Origin of the sequence: Microcoleus sp. LEGE 07076, assembly GCF_015207455.1 — a bacterium.
In the GTDB taxonomy this organism is placed as follows: Bacteria; Cyanobacteriota; Cyanobacteriia; order Cyanobacteriales; family Microcoleaceae; genus Microcoleus.
In genome coordinates, this window is record NZ_JADEWV010000142.1 from 1 (window position 1) to 15,976 (window position 15,976).

Here is a 15,976-nt window from a genome sequence, read left to right on the forward strand (position 1 = left end):
GTCCATAACTAATCTTCCGTCTTGATACAAACATTCTTTTTTAGTCGTAAACAGAAATCTACTTTCTTCTCCCTGAGCCAATTTGCCAGGGTAACACTACAAAATTCACCATCTCCTAACACGAGCAATTTATAATCTGATCAGGCGGCGAATACTGGTGTTAATACAAATTGTTGATTTTCCCATGTGCTGTTACCTTGTTTTTCAAGGGCTTTCCAATAAATAGGAATAGCTCTTTTTAGCCAAATCATGCTGACCATCAAAATATTATTTGATTGCCATTTGGTTCGATCTATTGCTAAATATATAACCTTATTTTGTTTGACACTACCTTTAATCCAACCAATCACCAGTGGCAACCAAATATTATCTATAGTCCATTCATTCTCTGATAAAAATCTATGAAGTTTTTTGTATCGGCTCAATAAGTAGGGGTAGCAGTTATTCTAGTTGCCAAGACAATCCCAAAGGATAAAGAGCAGATTTTTCGCGAATAATAGTGGAGAGAGAGGGAATAATTCCAAGTTGAGAAATTCGGTCACGCACATAGTCAAAAAAACTGATTCCCAACTGACGAGTAGTGGCAACCAGAGACATAAAAGTATCGATCGCCTGAGTACCCTCAATCGTTTGAGTTGCATAACTAATATTACGTCGCTGCACCATAGTTCTGGCAGCTAACTCAGCCGGATTATTGTGTAAAGGTAATTCAGGATGCTCTAAAACCCTCAGCAACTCCGATACTTTTGTCGCAGTTAATTGTTTGCGTTCATCCAACAATTCAGAGCCGCTTGGAGTTTCAAAAAGCCGCCGAAATTTTGACTTTAAAAGCAGTGCAGCTTCAGGACTGGGAACATCTTTATCAGCTAATAATTCCCGATAATAATCCCAAAAATCTTTGAGAAATTTTCCTAAAATTTCTTGATGGCAATGGAATACGGGGCTTAACTTTTTGTAATGCCTTCCCTCATGCACCCAACATAACGCTCTATCAGCAGTGATTAACTTGAATTGGGGGGCATCATCGCAACAGAGGGTTTGTACAACTGGGCAATCAGTTTGCTGATGGTAGAAAGCAATAGCTGCTGCTTCCTTAATCCGGGTAACTTGTTGGGAACCCAGTTTGGGTAGATACTTATTGAGTTCGTGATTAAACTGTGACTCGCTCAACACCGTTTCTTGAGGTAATAGCTGGAGAGCGTTTTGCCATTTAATCGGGATTTTGAAGTCCTCAATTAGTGAGAAGAAGAGTGGATTTAGGATAAATTTCAGTTCTCGTCCGGGCTGTAATCCTTTGATTACAGTCAGTCTATCTTTATTAGCTGTTGTGAAGTAGACTGTATATAAAGGGTTGCAAATGATATTGGTGGTGTGGTTTACTCCAGCTACACGCGCGCCAGTTTGATCGAAGTGTTGCCAGGGGCTACTTGCTAGTCCTGAATCATAAACTTCTTTTTTCTCGGTTTCAAAAAGGAAGTGGTTTTTGATTAACAGGTTTGATAAATAACCGGCTGAAATGGAAATGCCTAGGTCGGCTAAAAAATCTAATAGTTTACTTTGGGTCATATTCCCCCCATAGTACAAACTGATGATTAAGGCTTTGATTCCTGGTCCAAATTCTCCTTCGTAGCCCAATGGTAGTTCTGCTACATAGGTTTTTCGGAGTGAGGGTGACTAATATTTCTGTTTACGGAACAATATGTTGTCGGTTGCTAAGCTGATATCTTGGATGATTACTTGTTCGTATCCTTTAAATTCTGAATCTAATGGCAGTTGGTCTGTGGGATATTCTAGTATTTGTTCTCTATCTATTTTGATGGTCGCTTTTTTACTGCCTTTGCTGTGCTTTTTTGGCGTTTTTCGTTCTTTTTCTGATGAGTGTTGGTTTTTGAATCCTTTGGAGTTGGCTTTGATGTCGGGTTTTCCTTGTTCTCCCTTCAATCGGTTGTTTTCATCTTTTAACCGTTGATTCTCTGATTCTAAGTCTTTGACTTTTAATTGTAATTGTTCTATGAGGTTCAGTAAGAGTTCTACTGTCTGACGCATTGATTGGTCTGCAATATCTGAGGGGTCGATGGTTTGCAGTATATTGGAGGATGATTTGTATGCGTGAAATAGTCTTTGGCGTCATGTGTCCTATTTTATAACACTTTGTGCACTCTGCTTACTTTTTTTTCCTCTGTTACCCCGAATTATTGAGCGGATACATTTTGACAATCATGACAAACCATACCTTCTCCTACAATTCTCAGTCCCAATCAAATTTTTCCCTCAATTTGAGTACAACTTTCAACCTTCACTTCAGGCAAGTCTAATATATAGTCCAAATAAAAGTCCATGAGAATAAATGTATTGTTTGTTACATTATACATTATAAAGTCAGGAGAGCCGAATTTTGCGACGCGGAATCAGAAGTATATTAAGAAACCGGGGTTCTGATGTCGCAAGTGCGTCAGCCAACGGAGTTTTATATAATCACACAGAGAAACCCGGTTTCTGAAAAAAAACCGGGTTTCTGGTTGGTAAGTCTGGGGAATTATCTTCAATCAGCCGTGCTTAATTCTTCAACTCGCAGCCGATCGCACAAAATTCGATCGCACACAACAGCGCCAGTCTCCGCATTCTTCCAAACTTCTAACTCAGCTTCCGGCATCGCTTCAAACAAAAAACGTTCCCCTGGAAACACCGTCCGCTCAAAATACCAATTTGGAGTATTTGTGATTCGAGCAATTTGCATTTTGCTAGTATTATTGAGATACCAACACAAAATGCGTGTATCGCGTTCTGAAATTACCTCATTTGTTGTCAAATTCATGTTTTTAACTTTTTTGTGAAATTGTGCAATTGAGCGGGATATAACCCCAGCCTAGTATAGCATACAATTAGTGAAAAATATATATTGTTTGCATTAATTAACAAATGCTCCTGGGAAAACATTGGCGCTTTCTACGTGTTCCCAAGAAGGTGCAAAAGGTGGCATTGCTAAAGTGCAAGATTTCCATCCTCCTCTCACAGGTGCGTTCAACAATTGACAGTGACCTACTGAACCTCTTTGTAGTTGGTAGTGAGCGCAAAAACTGCATTTAGAAGTATAAGTGCAGCGCCGATCGCTAATTACCAGATTGGGCTTGCTGTGAATATTGTTGCGTTCTAGGGTTAGAGTTTCCATTGAGATGTTTTTGAAATCTTCACTCTCAAGTATGACAGCCGGATTTCGGTCGGTGCGTCTATCTCAAGGATTATTTAGATTTTAAGTTTTGTTTAGGGATCGATATCAAACATATCTTTTTAGACAGGATAAAGCTAGGGATCGTTTTAATTTTTTGAATCTTGAGCTTGCTGCCGCGAGGCTTGCCTAAAGTTGTACTTCCTCAGACGCCAGCTAATTATCCTCGCCTAGGTTGCTGAACAAATCGGCTAAAATTGTATTGGAAAATAACAAACCTTCTGGATCGCTCAACCTCAAATTTCCCGACAGTGGCAGTTTGCCGTCACTGTGTAAAATGGCGATCGCCCGATCGGCTGCCACAATTTCCACCCATCCTTGCCGCCAGTAGGGTTGCAAACAATGCCAAATTCGATCGACCGTTTGCTGCGTAAACTTTTGAGTCAGCGCCGACAGGCTGACTCCTTCTGCTAAACGCAAACCTAGCATCAGCGTTTCTAGCAAAATGTCATTTTCTGAAACTGGCAAATTTTGCTCAATTGTTGGGTAAATATCATGCTGGGTTTCCCCCTCTATTTTTGGGGTAGTTTCCGAAGCGGTGGCAGAGATCGATCGCACCCACTGATAGTATTCTTGAGTTTTGCGAGGTCTTGTCAACCTCCGCCCTTGCACGTAACTCGCCGCCCCCATTCCCAAACCGTAATAAGGGCGATTTTCCCAATAAACGCGGTTGTGGCGGCACTGATAACCGGGCAGAGCATAATTAGAAATTTCGTAATGTTCGTAGCCGGCAGCGGTGAGTATTGAGCGGGCTAAACGGTACATTTGAGCAGCAGTTTCATCTGCAGGCAGCGGTGCCGCGCCTGCTTGAAAGTACCGCCCGAAAGCTGTTCCCTCCTCAACAATTAAGTCGTAACTCGACAGGTGAGTCGGGCCAATTTCCACCGCCGATTTCAGGGAAGCTTCCCACTGTTCTAAAGTTTGGTGGGGCAGTCCCGAAATTAGGTCTAAACTGAAATTGACAATACCAGCCGATCGCACTATTTCTACTGCTTCAAAAATTTCGGCGACAGAGTGCGATCGCCCGCAAGCTTGCAGCAATTCATCCTGAAAAGCTTGCACTCCCAAACTAACTCGATTTACTCCCGCCGCTGCATATCCCCGCAACTGTTCTAAAGTAAAGGTTCCGGGGTCGATTTCGATAGAAATTTCTGCCTCAGCAGCAATCCCAAATTTGCCGTCGAGAGTCTCTAAAATCTGACTCAACTGACTGACAGACAGCAGCGAAGGCGTGCCGCCGCCAAAAAAAACTGTTGTCAGAGATGTGCCTAAATTTGGAGTTGCTTGAATTTCTTGACACAGGGCGGCAACGTATTGCACGATTGTGCCGGAATTTTCGCCGTTTTTGCGATCGCCCACGACAAAAACCGGAAAATCGCAGTAGTAACAGCGGCGGCGACAAAAAGGTACGTGGAGGTAAGCCGAACTCGGAATGCCGGAATTTGCTGCAAGCTGGCTTTTTTTGAATTCAAATGTTAAATAATCTGTGGTAGCGTTCATTACATCTCAAGCCAAAATTCCCAGTTCAAATCTAAAGTTTTAATTAAAGACTCATAAATAATTATGTATATTATGACATTTTGCTAGCAATAAGGCGGTGCGAAGGATGGCGTCCCGCCCTCGCCCGTGCTACGGCTATTTGAGTTTTTCCGGCTACCGCCATCGATCAGCAGAAATTCCCGAACAGCGCCAGGGGCGGTATATTCGCACATCTTGTCTGTCATCGGGGGCGGGATGTCCGGCCACGAAGCTCAATCGCGCATCCCCCTCAACGGCACAAGCGCGAAATATAAGTTTATGAAAATTTATGAGTAAAGATAGCGATATCCGACCGCAACAGCGGAAAAAACTGTCACCACACAAAAGATATAATGTAAACAAATTAATCAACCTAGAACTAATGCTAGACGCAATCATAATTATTTCATTCATAATCGCAGGCGGAGGCATCGGCTTTTACGGAGTCGAGTTGCTGCCGATCGACCTGCTGGAGCAAGTTACAAATATACAAGGTTTAAGTTCGGTACTCGGCTCGTTTGGAGCATTAATCGGCTTCGTGTTCGGATTAGTGGCTCAAACAACCTACAGGCGGCTGGAAAAACAAGTCCGCGATATGCCGGTGGAGATGCTGCTGACACGGGCGATCGGCTTAATCATGGGACTGCTAGTCGCGAACTTAATGCTGGCCCCGCTCTTCCTGCTACCAATTCCCCGCGAGTTCGGGTTCATCAAACCCCTAGTCGCAGTATTGGGCAGCGTCATGTTCGGTTTCACAGGCGTCAGCTTAACCGACACTCACGGCCGCGCTTTCTTGCGCCTGATCAACCCCAAAAGCTTAGACACGGTGTTGGTAGCTGAAGGAACCTTCAAACCAGCCTCTGCCAAAGTAGTTGATACAAGCTGCATAATAGACGGCAGGATTGAAAACCTGCTCGAAACAGGTTTCCTCGAAGGTCAAATTATCATCCCGCAATTCGTGCTCCAAGAACTGCAACTGGTAGCCGATTCCGCCAACGATCAAAAGCGAGTGCGCGGGCGCCGGGGCTTAGATGTACTCAACCGCATCAAAGAAATATATCCAGAACGGATTCAAATTCACTCGGCTGACTACGAAGATATTGCCACAGTCGATGCCAAATTAGTCCGCTTCGCTTTGGATATCGACGGCATTTTGCTCACCAACGATTACAACTTATCGAAAGTAGCTACCGTCCAAAAACTGCCGGTTTTGAATATCAACGACTTGACTCATGCGGTGCGCCCGAATTATTTGCCCGGAGATACGATCGAACTAAAAATTCGCAAAGAAGGCAAAGAACCATCTCAAGGAATCGGCTACTTGGATGACGGCACAATGGTAGTCGTAGAAGCAGGTAGCAGCTACGTCGGCGCCGAAGCCAGAGTTGTAGTCACCAGCGCCCTGCAAACCAGCGCGGGCCGCATGATTTTTGCCCGCCCCCAAGAGTCCGTAATTGCTTGAAACAAAGTAACAATGGCCAGAGCAATCAGAATCAAATATTGCGATCGCTGTTCCCAATCTGCCCCGACTCTCTACCGCGCCCGGTACGACGAGTCGGGGCAGTGGTTTTTTTTGTGTCTTAACTGTTGGGAATCGGCAAGTAAAAACAATCCTTTTTACTTCTACGGCGGCACTTGGAAAGCCAGCAAGAAAAAATAAGAATATCCGAGTGGGTTTGTAGTGAGGACTTCAGTCCTCTCTCTCTCGTTTTAGTTAAGCAGGACTAAAGTCCTTACTACAAACAATTATTATGAATAATTAACTAGACTTGGAATGGCATCTTCATACAACGCCTCGATCGCACAGCTAAAATTAACGCTAGCAAACTGAACGTCTTGCCCTTGACTGTAAGGATAAAGCACCCACAAACCCTCTGCATTCCGGCGAAAACACTCTACACTAACTTTTTCTTGATTGATTAACACATATTCTTGCAAACTTTCGGAAGTACGGTAATCGGCAAACTTTTCGCCTCTGTCAAAAGCCGCTGTACTCGGCGATAAAACTTCGACAATTAAGCGCGGGTAGGTAATGAAATCTTCATCAGCATTTTTGTCTCGTTCATCGCAACTCACCGCTACATCGGGATAGTAATAACAATTTGCTGCCTCAATCCGAACTTTTATGTCTGCCATGTAAGGTATACAGCCACTTCCCCGAAGATGATTTCTCAGCAAAATTGCTGCATTGAGACTAATGATGGCGTGAGCTTTGCTAGTCCCTGCCATTGCATAGATTTCACCTTGTCTGTACTCGTGTTTGATCAAACTGACTTTCTCGCCTGCTAAATAATCTTCAGGAGAGATGTAGGTGTCGCTTTTACTTGCAACCATATAATTTTGAAGTGGGTGAGGATTACACTATTATAGTCCATCGCCCTTTTTCGCCTTTCCCCCAAACTTTCAACGCCGGCGCGGGGCCGGAAGCCTCGCGGTATTGCCATTTTGCGGTTGCGGTTTTTCTGGCAGCTTCATCGTCAAACTCACCCGCTTTAACTTTTCATTCACCTCCAAAACCCGCACTTTCACAACTTGTCCGACTTTCACAATCTGTTTCGGATCGTCCACAAATCGATCGGCTAATTGAGAAATATGAACCAAACCATCTTGATGCACTCCCACATCAACAAAGGCTCCAAAGTTAGCTACATTCGTGATGATGCCTTCTAATTCCATCCCAAGTTGCAAATCGGAGATTTCTTTAATTCCAGCTTGGAAAGTCGCATATTTAAACTCGGCGCGCGGGTCTCTTCCCGGTTTTTCTAGTTCGGAAATAATGTCTCGCAGTGTTGGTTCACCGACTTTTTCTGTGACATATTTCTTGATGTTTACAGTCTTGACTTTTTCCGATATTTCTGTTATTTTTGTCAGCGGTAAACTTAAATCTTTGGCGATCGCCTGCACTACAGCATAACTTTCAGGATGAACTGCTGTATTGTCCAGCGGGTTTTCGCCACCGCGAATGCGGAGAAATCCGGCGGCTTGTTCAAAAGCTTTTGGCCCGAGTTTGGGAACTTTCAGGAGTTGGCGGCGATTTTTAAAAGCGCCGTTTTCGTTGCGGTAATTGACGATATTTTTGGCAACTGTTGCCGTCATTCCTGACACAAAGGTCAGCAGTTCTTTCGAGGCTGTATTTAAGTCAACTCCGACATAGTTAACGCAGCTTTCGACTGTTTCGTCGAGTTTCTTTTTGAGCAGTTTTTGGTCAACGTCGTGCTGATATTGACCGACTCCGATTGATTTCGGGTCAATTTTGACAAGTTCGGCTAAAGGATCTTGCAAGCGCCTACCGATGCTGACTGCGCCCCTGACTGTGATGTCGAGATCGGGAAATTCGGCGATCGCCACATCGCTTGCTGAATAAATCGATGCGCCGGATTCGTTCACCATGACTTTAATCGGTTTTATGTCCATATCTGCCAAAACTTCCGACACAAAGTCGTCGGTTTCGCGGGAAGCTGTACCGTTGCCGATCGCAATTAATTCAATTTTATATTTTTCAATCAAATGCTTGACAATTTTACCAGCTTGTTGTCTCTGACCTGCGGCTTGGTGGGGAAAAATGGCTTGATATTCTAAAAATTGCCCGGTTTCGTCGAGGGCGGAAACTTTGCACCCCGTGCGAAATCCCGGATCGATCGCCAGTGTGGGTTTCATACCCGCCGGCGCCGACAGCAGCAACTCGCGGAGGTTGGTTTCAAAGGTGGTGATGGACTCGATATCAGCCTCAGCTTTGTGGTGCGATCGCACTTCCGTCATCAGCGAAGTCTTCATCAGGCGGTTGAAAGCGTCCTTCAAGGTCGATCGATAAAACTCTTTAACTTCAGGTATCCTAGTTTTAATTTCTTGAGATTCCAAATAAGCCATCACCGCCGATTCATCAAAGGCTAAGTCTAAATCTAAAACCCCCTCCGTTTCCCCGCGAAACAGCGCTAACATATTGTGCGACTGAACATTTCTCGCAGCAATTTGGTAATTGCGGTACATTTCAAATTTCGTAGTTCCTTCCGGGAAATCCTCTTTAATTTTCGAGACAAAAACCCCTGTTTTCATCAAAAAATCCCGCAAATAAGCTCGGTGTTCAGCTTTTTCGGACACGGCCTCCGCCACAATATCCCCAGCACCTTTGACAGCTTCTTCTGTTGTCTTTACTCCCTTTTCTTCCGAAATATATTTAGCAGCTTCCGCTTCGATATCGGCTGGTTTAGCAGTTGGCAAATTCAGAGACTTAATAAATTCTGCCAGCGGTTCTAAACCTTTTTCTCTAGCAATTGTCGCCCGCGTCCGGCGCTTGGGTTTGTAAGGCAAATAAAGGTCTTCGAGTTCGTTTTTTTGCAAGCACGACTCAATTTTTGCGTGCAGTTCCTCCGTGAGCTTTCCCTGAGAGGCGATCGTCTCTAAAATCGATTTTTTGCGGTCTTCGATTTCCGTCAAATACGTGAAGCGATCCGAGATATCCCGCAACTGAATTTCATTCAACAAATCCGTGCGTTCTTTGCGGTAGCGGGCAATAAACGGAATAGTTGCGCCCTCGGCGAAAAGTTCCAGAGCATTGTTGACTTGAGAAAGATTGATAGCAAGTTCTTGAGCAATCAGTTGAGGGATGTTGAGCATAGTACAGAAGTTTGAGTCAATTACTGGCGGTTAATAAATTATTTATGAATTCCGCGAATTAAGAGGAAAATGAACCGCAGAGGCGCAGAGGACACAGAGGAGGAAATGAGATAAATAAGACTTTGAGAAGGTTTAATCTATCGTCCTAGCAGTATTAAAATGATGTTAGCATAAATGCAGTCATTTCTCAATATTATATGTTTCCTTTTAAATATCCAGTGCCGCAAAGCGATCCGCCGCGATCGCCCAGAGAAACGCTGCCGACAATGTACGATTTACCGAGCGAAGATCCGGAGGAACCTGGTTTGCCAGACGAATTTCACGATTTGCAGCCACAGTTGTTAACCCTGGCCTTTCGCCCTCGCAATTATCAGGCTTCTGAGATATTTAGCGGCACCGACATGAACCTGTATTATGACGTGCAGCACACTCTGTGGCACAAGCGCCCGGATTGGTTTGGAGTGGTGGGAGTTCCGAGACTTTACAATCGATCCGAACTGCGGATGAGTTACGTTACTTGGCAGGAAGGTGTGAATCCTTTTGTAATTGTGGAACTGCTTTCACCGGGAACGGAAAAAGAAGATTTAGGCGCAAATATCGATGAGGAAAGGTTGCCAAATCAGCCGAATGGTGCGGGTAACTGGCAAGTTTTAGAGGCAGAAATAAATGAGAAACCGCCCAGTAAATGGGAGGTTTACGAGCAGATTTTGCGGGTTCCTGTTTATGCCGTTTTCAGTCGCTATACTAACAGGTTGCGAGTGTTTGCATTGAATGCCGGACACTATCAAGAATTAGAATTATCTGACTCGCGAGTCTGGATTGCCGATCTAGGTTTGGGCTTGGGTTTGTGGCAAGGGGAGTTTCAGGGAATCGATCGCCTGTGGTTGCGCTGGTATGATGTTGATGGCAATTGGATTCTGACTGAAGCCGAACAGCAACGGGAGCGCGCTGATTCAGCGGAATCTAGGGCCGAGTCAGCGGAAACTCAATTGCAGTCTTTAATTCAGCGGTTGCGGGAATCTGGCATAGATCCCGATCGATTTTTAAACCGTTAGAAAAACGGCGGTTGAAACCACGTCTATATAAACAAAGAAAAGACAGCGGTTGAAACCGCGTCTACACAGACAAAGTCCACCTCCGTGGACTGAAGAAGATAACGTATAGCGGTTCTCAGAAAGATGAGGTACGTTGTTGGGCTTGGGCCCTCTTAGCGGTTTCAACCGCCCGGTTTTCTTGTTTATTGCTAACACTATTTGCCGTAAATCCTTCCGCATAAGGTGACTGATGCAAATAAGCCTTACCAGCAGAACCGAAAAGTTGCAACTTGCCCGAAATGACCGATCGCATAGCAGAAATCGCCTTTTCCATAACTTCCAACAAATCCGGATCGGACAAAGAATTGCTAGTTTTCAAAACATCCATATAAGCATCGCGAACTTCCGTATTTACATTAAACTTAGATACACCTAATGTAATAGATTGATTAATCATCGATTCCGGCAAACCGCTAGCACCGTGCAGCACTAACGGCACCGAAACAGAAGCCCGAATTTTTGCCAAACGCGGAAAATCGAGTTTCGGTTCGCTGAAATATTTACCGTGAACGTTGCCAATTGTTACCGCTAAAAAATCCACCTTAGTTGCTGCAATAAACTCTACAGCTTCCACCGGATCGGTCATTTTTGCCGCTTTTTCTTCGATTGTCAAACCGTCTTCCGTGCCGCTAATTCTGCCGATTTCTGCTTCAACTACCGCACCGTTAGCGTGGGATAGCTTAGTCATTTTCCGAGTAAAATTTAAATTTTGTTCGTAGGACAAAGGAGAACCGTCTGCCATAATTGACTTGATACCAGCGGCTAGGGCGAGATCAATATCTTTTTCTGAGGTACTGTGATCTAAGTGTACTGCGATCGGCACTAAAGATTTGCGCGCGGCTTCCATGCAAAGCGCGACTAAAGGCGATTTCCCGTATTTGAGGGCGCTGGGGTGAAGTTGAAGCATCGCAGGACTTTGCAGCGCTTCGGCGGCCTCGATGACGGCTTTTACTCCTTCGAGATTGTACACGTTAAAAGCGCCGATCGCATAAGCGTTTCTCCGGGCTGTGTTCAGCAATTCGCTAGTTGAGGCGAGCATAAGTACCTGGCTTAAAAATATTTTTGAATGTTTCTCATCTTATCAAAATTCGGTTGCCAGCTCATCTGAATTTTTATTTCTTCTAAATGTAAATTTTTAAGTAAGGTGCACCGATGCGCGCGCACCTTACTAATTAACTTACTATTTTTGTGCGTTACCAGCGTGCAAGCCGCACTCTTTCATTGTCGATTCTTCCCACCACCAACGACCTTCGCGTTCGTGTTGGTTTGGCAATACTGGTTTTGTACAAGGTTCGCAACCAATGCTAACAAAACCGCGTTCGTGCAACTTATTGTAAGGCACTTCCAAAGCGCGAATATAATCCCAAACTTCTGCCGAAGACCAGTTTGCTAAGGGGTTGAATTTAATTAATTCATGGTCTGGAGTTGAAAATGCACCGTCAACTTCAATCACGGGAATACCGTTGCGGGTACTGGGACTTTGGTCTTTGCGCTGACCGGTAATCCAAGCATCTAGAGTATTCAATTTGCGGCGAAGTGGCTTGACTTTCCGCACGCCACAGCATTCTTTGTGGCCGTCTTCATAAAAACTAAACATTCCCTTTTCATCTACTAGGGCTTGTACTTCTGCTGCATCGGGAAACATTACTTCTAATTTAATGCCGTAATGTTTTCTAACTAGCTCCAGAAACTCATAGGTTTCTGAGTGCAACCGTCCCGTGTCTAAGGTGAAAACGCGGAAGTTTTTGGTAATTTTTGATGCCATGTCTATCAGAACTACATCTTCGGCACCGCTGAAAGAAATTGAGATATTGTCAAAATTGTCTAGGGCAAATTTGAGAATTTCTCGCGGTGTTTTTTGACTGTATTCTGCTTCCAGGGCGGCAATGTTGAGATTTGTTTCGATGGCAACCATATTTTCGTGTTCTCGATGTTCTTTTCTCTAACCCTCGATTATAGACGATCGCAGTATCTATCTCACTGATTAATTTAACGGCATCTGGGAACAGTCTTTTCGGCTGTACCCGCGAGGAGAGATCAAGGAGTACGATCGCCCGTTTGTGGCAATTTCGGTCAAGCCAAAACTCTTCTACCGGGGAAAATATGACTGTCGCACACTTCAATCGGGTTTGTAGTGAGGACTTCAGTCCTTCTTAATTTTTGCGGACTCGGACTCTTCACTACAAACTGATTAGTCGCAATCATTAAGACAAAGATTCCATTTCTTTCTGCCACTTTTTCAATAAAACATCCCGCTGTTTTTGTTCCTGAGGTTCCGGTATTCTCAAGCCATTTGTAGGATCGTATTTGCCGTAATACTGGGACATTCCCTGAAAAGATTTAGTTCCTTCGTTGGGAATGATATTTTTTTGTTTCAGCCACTTTTCGCAAGAACTCTGCCACATAAAAACGCGATCGTGAACTTCGCCACCTAATTTTCTGAGGCGCTTAGTTGAAAGTTCTTTTTTGACAAACAACAGCCGATCGTTCTCTTTGCTGCGCTTTATTAAGCGAATTTCGGCGCCCGTACCCCGGAAAAACTCGATCGCACAATACTCCTCGAACTGAAAAATGCAGACTTCAGTTGCAGGAGCGCCATCCTCCGGTAAAATATCGACATCAAACTGCAACTGGTAGCCGATCGCACTCACAGACGACTGCGGCAACAGCAACCGCACCCGCTTCAGGCGATCGGTGTAATTTGCCCAAAAATCCCGGCGTTCCTCCAACTGCTTAATTTCCGCATCAGACAGCCGCAGCATCCGCGCCACCAAATCGATTGTTTTCTGGAAATAACTGTAATTTAGTGCGCCAATCCATCGAATCAGCGACTCTCGAGCGGGAGCCGAAAGTAACTGCAATTTCGGATAATATTCGTCTCGCACCCACTCAACCAATTTCGGTCTTTGATTTTTGAGAATATCGCTCGAAATTTTCACTAACAACTCTTCAACTGCTGCAAGTTGCGGCCCCGCAGCCATTTCCTTCAAGCAGCGCAACAGCCATTCTACGCCCGACAAATCGGAAACCTGATTTTTGGCAAAAATTCCCGCCAGGTGCGGCCCGGCGCGATCGACTACGGGGATACTTGCGGGTAACTGAGCTTTTATTAATAGTTCTACTGGGGTTTTTAGGTATTGCCAACTCAGTTTTGCTAGCTCGTAATCCGGCAAATCGCGGGTGAGTATTTTAATAATTTGTAGTGGCAGAGCATCCGCAGCAGTCGCTGTATTTGCAAAGTCGGCAAAACACTCTACCAAACCTGGATCGAGCGCGGGAGCATTGCTGGAAACTGGATTTTCTAACTGGTGGCTGTGGTGGAGAGCCAAGCGCCACAGCAACTGCTGTTTCAACCGCGTATTGTTGTGAGCTACCAGCCAAATAGCTTGGGATATTTCTGGGGCGCGCTCGGGGTTTTTGATATCCCATTCAGGTTTTGCCCAGAGACAATAAGTCCATTCCAGAGGAGTAATGCTGTCAGCTCGATCGCTCTGAATATCTGCTATAATTTCTGTCATCCCCCGCAGCAATATTCCTTTTTGTTCGGGAACGTTTGGCTTGCTTTTGGGAGCAAAAGTTCCCGCAAGTTTTATTTTTTCTGGATGTCGATTGCTGGGGCTTGGGGGGAGTTGAACTTCGCGAAAATAAACGCTCATTTTAATGATTTTATTCCAATTAAATTAATGAATTATGATTAGTTTTTCGACGGATCAACCGAGTTGTCTGGACTAAAATTCCGCGCGGTCGCTCAAAGTTGAAAAACTCAGTTTTTGCGATCGCCCGCGCGCAAGTTTGGTGATTGTAGTATTTTACACAATTTTCGATATTAAGGGAAGATGCGACTGGGAAAAATCGGGAGTATCTGGGGCTTGGCAAAAAGCATTTTTTTGTTTTGCTTGCAGTGCGATCGCACCACAATAAAAGCCAAACACAGATGCACCCGATAAATTGCTCGGTTGCGTATTATTCTCTCTTTCGGCAAAAGTCAATTAAGCTGGTCCGTGCGTGCTAGAGGTGTCAACTCAAAATTCAAGCAAAAAAGTGATCTCGCCGGAAATCAAAATCTCTCTCTCAGGTAGCATAGACTAAATTTGTAAAGTGTTCTTAAATTTAACTGTACGCGAAAAAAACTCACAAGTTAAGAGTAGTTGCCAGCACTACCTACCGCAACAAACTTGGATCGCGTAGCAAATTTTACAATAAATAAATAAGAAGGTTTGTCATGAGAATTGCCCAAATTGCCCCCCTAGCAGAGCGAGTTCCGCCCCCAGCTTACGGAGGAATTGAACTGGTGGTCAGCCTCTTGACCGAGGAATTAGTCAGAAGGGGACATGATGTCACCTTATTTGCCTCCGGCGATTCAATTACTTCTGCTACTTTAGAATCAGTTCACCCCAGAGCTTTGCGTCTAGATTCCACCGTTAAAGAATACGGAATTTACGAGATGCTCCAACTGAGCAAAGTCTACGAAAAATCGGAAGAATTTGACATCATTCACTCCCACGTCGGGTGCGCCGCTTTGCCTTACTCGCGCTTAGTAAAAACCCCCACACTTCACACCCTCCACGGCATTTTTACCCCCGACAACGAGAAGATGTTTAGCTACGCCCGCACTCAGCCTTATGTAAGTATTTCCAACTCTCAGCAGGAAGAAAGACTAAATCTTAACTACCTTGCCACAGTTTATAACGGCATCGATCCGGCAACCTACGAATTTCACGCGCAGCCGGACAATCCTGCTTATTTAGCTTTTCTCGGTCGAATTTCACCAGAAAAAGGGGCGCATTTAGCCATAGAAATTGCCAAAAAATCCGGCTGGCATTTAAAGATGGCGGGGAAAGTAGATGTTGTCGATCGCGAATATTTCGAGCAACAAATCAAGCCGCACATTGACGGCGAGCAAATAGAATATTTAGGTGAAGCAAACCACGCCCAAAAAAGTGTGCTGATGGGCGGTGCAGTCGCGACATTATTTCCAATTACTTGGCGCGAACCTTTCGGGTTAGTGATGATTGAGTCAATGGTGACGGGAACGCCGGTGATTGCGATGAAATTGGGTTCGACTCCAGAAGTAATTGTTCACGGGAAAACGGGTTTTCTGTGCGAAAGTGTGGCAGAATGTGTCGCCGCCATCGAGCCAGCCCGGAAACTCGATCGCAGCGCTTGTCGCCAACACGCGATCGATCGTTTCAGCGTTAAAACAATGGTTGACGGCTACGAAGCAGTTTACCGACAAATTTTAAAAGAGCGCTTTTCGCAAAACGGTTACGCGCATAATTTGACTGAATTAGAACTCCCCAGCGTATAGCTGCGCGATCACAAATTAAACCCAAGGCGGGTTTAGTTATCGAAAATTTACTTAGGATCGTGAATTAAATAATTTACACATAATTGTGGGATGGGCGTCCCGCCCGTCCAGAAAGGACGTGGGATGCGCGTCCCGCCCGTCCAGAAAGGACGTGGGATGGGCGTCCCACAAGAACCATAAAAATGGTAAGTTATTTAATTCTCATTCCTTACCGCA

At 44.7% G+C, this 15,976-nt stretch carries 18 protein-coding genes; 5 read left to right on the forward strand and 13 right to left on the reverse strand.

Going from position 1 to position 15,976, the window contains the following annotated elements; translation table 11 throughout:
* Nucleotides 1-8 precede the first annotated feature (8 nt).
* The 7 genes from IQ270_RS32390 to hemW all read right to left on the reverse strand — a co-directional run bounded on the left by IQ270_RS32390 (nt 9) and on the right by hemW (nt 4,726).
* Nucleotides 9-122, reverse strand: coding sequence for a transposase (locus IQ270_RS32390; protein ID WP_368670134.1), 114 nt, complete (start codon nt 120-122; stop codon nt 9-11).
* 18 nt (nt 123-140) lie between these two features.
* On the reverse strand, nt 141-425 hold the full coding sequence (locus tag IQ270_RS20855) for a hypothetical protein (protein WP_193975127.1): 285 nt from the start codon (nt 423-425) through the stop codon (nt 141-143).
* Between the two features lie 16 nt (nt 426-441).
* The gene (locus IQ270_RS20860; protein ID WP_228056554.1) at nt 442-1,566 is read right to left on the reverse strand and encodes a transposase; all 1,125 of its coding nucleotides are present in this window, start codon (nt 1,564-1,566) and stop codon (nt 442-444) included.
* Between the two features lie 108 nt (nt 1,567-1,674).
* Nucleotides 1,675-2,046 carry a hypothetical protein gene (locus IQ270_RS31265; RefSeq protein ID WP_228056555.1) on the reverse strand — a complete coding sequence of 124 codons (372 nt, stop codon included), beginning with the start codon at nt 2,044-2,046 and terminating at the stop codon, nt 1,675-1,677.
* Nucleotides 2,047-2,542: 496 nt separating this feature from the next.
* Entirely contained in the window at nt 2,543-2,815 is a 273-nt protein-coding gene (locus IQ270_RS20865; RefSeq protein ID WP_193975128.1) for a DUF1830 domain-containing protein, read from the reverse strand.
* Nucleotides 2,816-2,908: 93 nt separating this feature from the next.
* The gene (locus IQ270_RS20870; RefSeq protein WP_193975129.1) at nt 2,909-3,169 is read right to left on the reverse strand and encodes a hypothetical protein; all 261 of its coding nucleotides are present in this window, start codon (nt 3,167-3,169) and stop codon (nt 2,909-2,911) included.
* Between the two features lie 213 nt (nt 3,170-3,382).
* Complete coding sequence (gene hemW, locus IQ270_RS20875) at nt 3,383-4,726, reverse strand: radical SAM family heme chaperone HemW (protein ID WP_193975130.1); 1,344 nt, start codon at nt 4,724-4,726, stop codon at nt 3,383-3,385.
* 106 nt (nt 4,727-4,832) lie between these two features.
* On the opposite strand from hemW, the gene IQ270_RS20880 reads away from it, so the two are divergent.
* From IQ270_RS20880 to IQ270_RS20890, 3 genes are all read left to right on the forward strand, one after another.
* The gene (locus IQ270_RS20880; protein WP_193975131.1) at nt 4,833-5,027 is read left to right on the forward strand and encodes a hypothetical protein; all 195 of its coding nucleotides are present in this window, start codon (nt 4,833-4,835) and stop codon (nt 5,025-5,027) included.
* A gap of 99 nt (nt 5,028-5,126) precedes the next feature.
* Nucleotides 5,127-6,206: a PIN/TRAM domain-containing protein gene (locus IQ270_RS20885; protein ID WP_193975132.1), complete on the forward strand. Its 1,080-nt coding sequence runs from the start codon at nt 5,127-5,129 to the stop codon at nt 6,204-6,206.
* Between the two features lie 12 nt (nt 6,207-6,218).
* Nucleotides 6,219-6,404, forward strand: coding sequence for a hypothetical protein (locus IQ270_RS20890; RefSeq protein ID WP_193975133.1), 186 nt, complete (start codon nt 6,219-6,221; stop codon nt 6,402-6,404).
* A gap of 89 nt (nt 6,405-6,493) precedes the next feature.
* Here IQ270_RS20890 and IQ270_RS20895 read toward each other — a convergent pair whose 3' ends face one another.
* Nucleotides 6,494-7,078: a Uma2 family endonuclease gene (locus IQ270_RS20895; RefSeq protein WP_193975134.1), complete on the reverse strand. Its 585-nt coding sequence runs from the start codon at nt 7,076-7,078 to the stop codon at nt 6,494-6,496.
* A 69-nt stretch (nt 7,079-7,147) separates the two neighbouring features.
* Nucleotides 7,148-9,358 carry a Tex family protein gene (locus tag IQ270_RS20900; RefSeq protein WP_193975135.1) on the reverse strand — a complete coding sequence of 737 codons (2,211 nt, stop codon included), beginning with the start codon at nt 9,356-9,358 and terminating at the stop codon, nt 7,148-7,150.
* Nucleotides 9,359-9,555: 197 nt separating this feature from the next.
* Between IQ270_RS20900 and IQ270_RS20905 the strand changes: the two genes are divergently transcribed.
* A complete protein-coding gene (locus tag IQ270_RS20905; RefSeq protein WP_193975136.1) occupies nt 9,556-10,413 on the forward strand; it encodes a Uma2 family endonuclease in 858 nt (285 codons plus the stop codon).
* A gap of 115 nt (nt 10,414-10,528) precedes the next feature.
* On the opposite strand, the gene IQ270_RS20910 is transcribed toward IQ270_RS20905, so the two are convergent.
* The 4 genes from IQ270_RS20910 to IQ270_RS20925 all read right to left on the reverse strand — a co-directional run bounded on the left by IQ270_RS20910 (nt 10,529) and on the right by IQ270_RS20925 (nt 14,441).
* Nucleotides 10,529-11,491 carry a class II fructose-bisphosphate aldolase gene (locus IQ270_RS20910; RefSeq protein WP_193975137.1) on the reverse strand — a complete coding sequence of 321 codons (963 nt, stop codon included), beginning with the start codon at nt 11,489-11,491 and terminating at the stop codon, nt 10,529-10,531.
* Between the two features lie 141 nt (nt 11,492-11,632).
* On the reverse strand, nt 11,633-12,367 hold the full coding sequence (locus tag IQ270_RS20915; RefSeq protein WP_193975138.1) for a phosphoadenylyl-sulfate reductase: 735 nt from the start codon (nt 12,365-12,367) through the stop codon (nt 11,633-11,635).
* A 289-nt stretch (nt 12,368-12,656) separates the two neighbouring features.
* Nucleotides 12,657-14,108, reverse strand: coding sequence for an EH signature domain-containing protein (locus tag IQ270_RS20920; RefSeq protein ID WP_193975139.1), 1,452 nt, complete (start codon nt 14,106-14,108; stop codon nt 12,657-12,659).
* 153 nt (nt 14,109-14,261) lie between these two features.
* The gene (locus IQ270_RS20925) at nt 14,262-14,441 is read right to left on the reverse strand and encodes a hypothetical protein (protein WP_193975140.1); all 180 of its coding nucleotides are present in this window, start codon (nt 14,439-14,441) and stop codon (nt 14,262-14,264) included.
* Between the two features lie 233 nt (nt 14,442-14,674).
* On the opposite strand from IQ270_RS20925, the gene IQ270_RS20930 reads away from it, so the two are divergent.
* Entirely contained in the window at nt 14,675-15,760 is a 1,086-nt protein-coding gene (locus tag IQ270_RS20930; RefSeq protein WP_193975141.1) for a glycosyltransferase family 4 protein, read from the forward strand.
* The last annotated feature ends 216 nt before the right edge of the window (nt 15,761-15,976 follow it).

Coding starts and splice junctions, on each gene's coding strand:
- IQ270_RS20860 (WP_228056554.1), bottom strand. CDS start 1,566: ATGACCCAAAGTAAACTATTAGATTTTTTAGCCGACCTAGGCATTTCC.
- IQ270_RS31265 (WP_228056555.1), bottom strand. CDS start 2,046: ATGCGTCAGACAGTAGAACTCTTACTGAACCTCATAGAACAATTACAA.
- IQ270_RS20865 (WP_193975128.1), bottom strand. CDS start 2,815: ATGAATTTGACAACAAATGAGGTAATTTCAGAACGCGATACACGCATT.
- IQ270_RS20870 (WP_193975129.1), bottom strand. CDS start 3,169: ATGGAAACTCTAACCCTAGAACGCAACAATATTCACAGCAAGCCCAAT.
- hemW (WP_193975130.1), bottom strand. CDS start 4,726: ATGAACGCTACCACAGATTATTTAACATTTGAATTCAAAAAAAGCCAG.
- IQ270_RS20880 (WP_193975131.1), top strand. CDS start 4,833: ATGGCGTCCCGCCCTCGCCCGTGCTACGGCTATTTGAGTTTTTCCGGC.
- IQ270_RS20885 (WP_193975132.1), top strand. CDS start 5,127: ATGCTAGACGCAATCATAATTATTTCATTCATAATCGCAGGCGGAGGC.
- IQ270_RS20890 (WP_193975133.1), top strand. CDS start 6,219: ATGGCCAGAGCAATCAGAATCAAATATTGCGATCGCTGTTCCCAATCT.
- IQ270_RS20895 (WP_193975134.1), bottom strand. CDS start 7,078: ATGGTTGCAAGTAAAAGCGACACCTACATCTCTCCTGAAGATTATTTA.
- IQ270_RS20900 (WP_193975135.1), bottom strand. CDS start 9,358: ATGCTCAACATCCCTCAACTGATTGCTCAAGAACTTGCTATCAATCTT.
- IQ270_RS20905 (WP_193975136.1), top strand. CDS start 9,556: ATGTTTCCTTTTAAATATCCAGTGCCGCAAAGCGATCCGCCGCGATCG.
- IQ270_RS20910 (WP_193975137.1), bottom strand. CDS start 11,491: ATGCTCGCCTCAACTAGCGAATTGCTGAACACAGCCCGGAGAAACGCT.
- IQ270_RS20915 (WP_193975138.1), bottom strand. CDS start 12,367: ATGGTTGCCATCGAAACAAATCTCAACATTGCCGCCCTGGAAGCAGAA.
- IQ270_RS20920 (WP_193975139.1), bottom strand. CDS start 14,108: ATGAGCGTTTATTTTCGCGAAGTTCAACTCCCCCCAAGCCCCAGCAAT.
- IQ270_RS20930 (WP_193975141.1), top strand. CDS start 14,675: ATGAGAATTGCCCAAATTGCCCCCCTAGCAGAGCGAGTTCCGCCCCCA.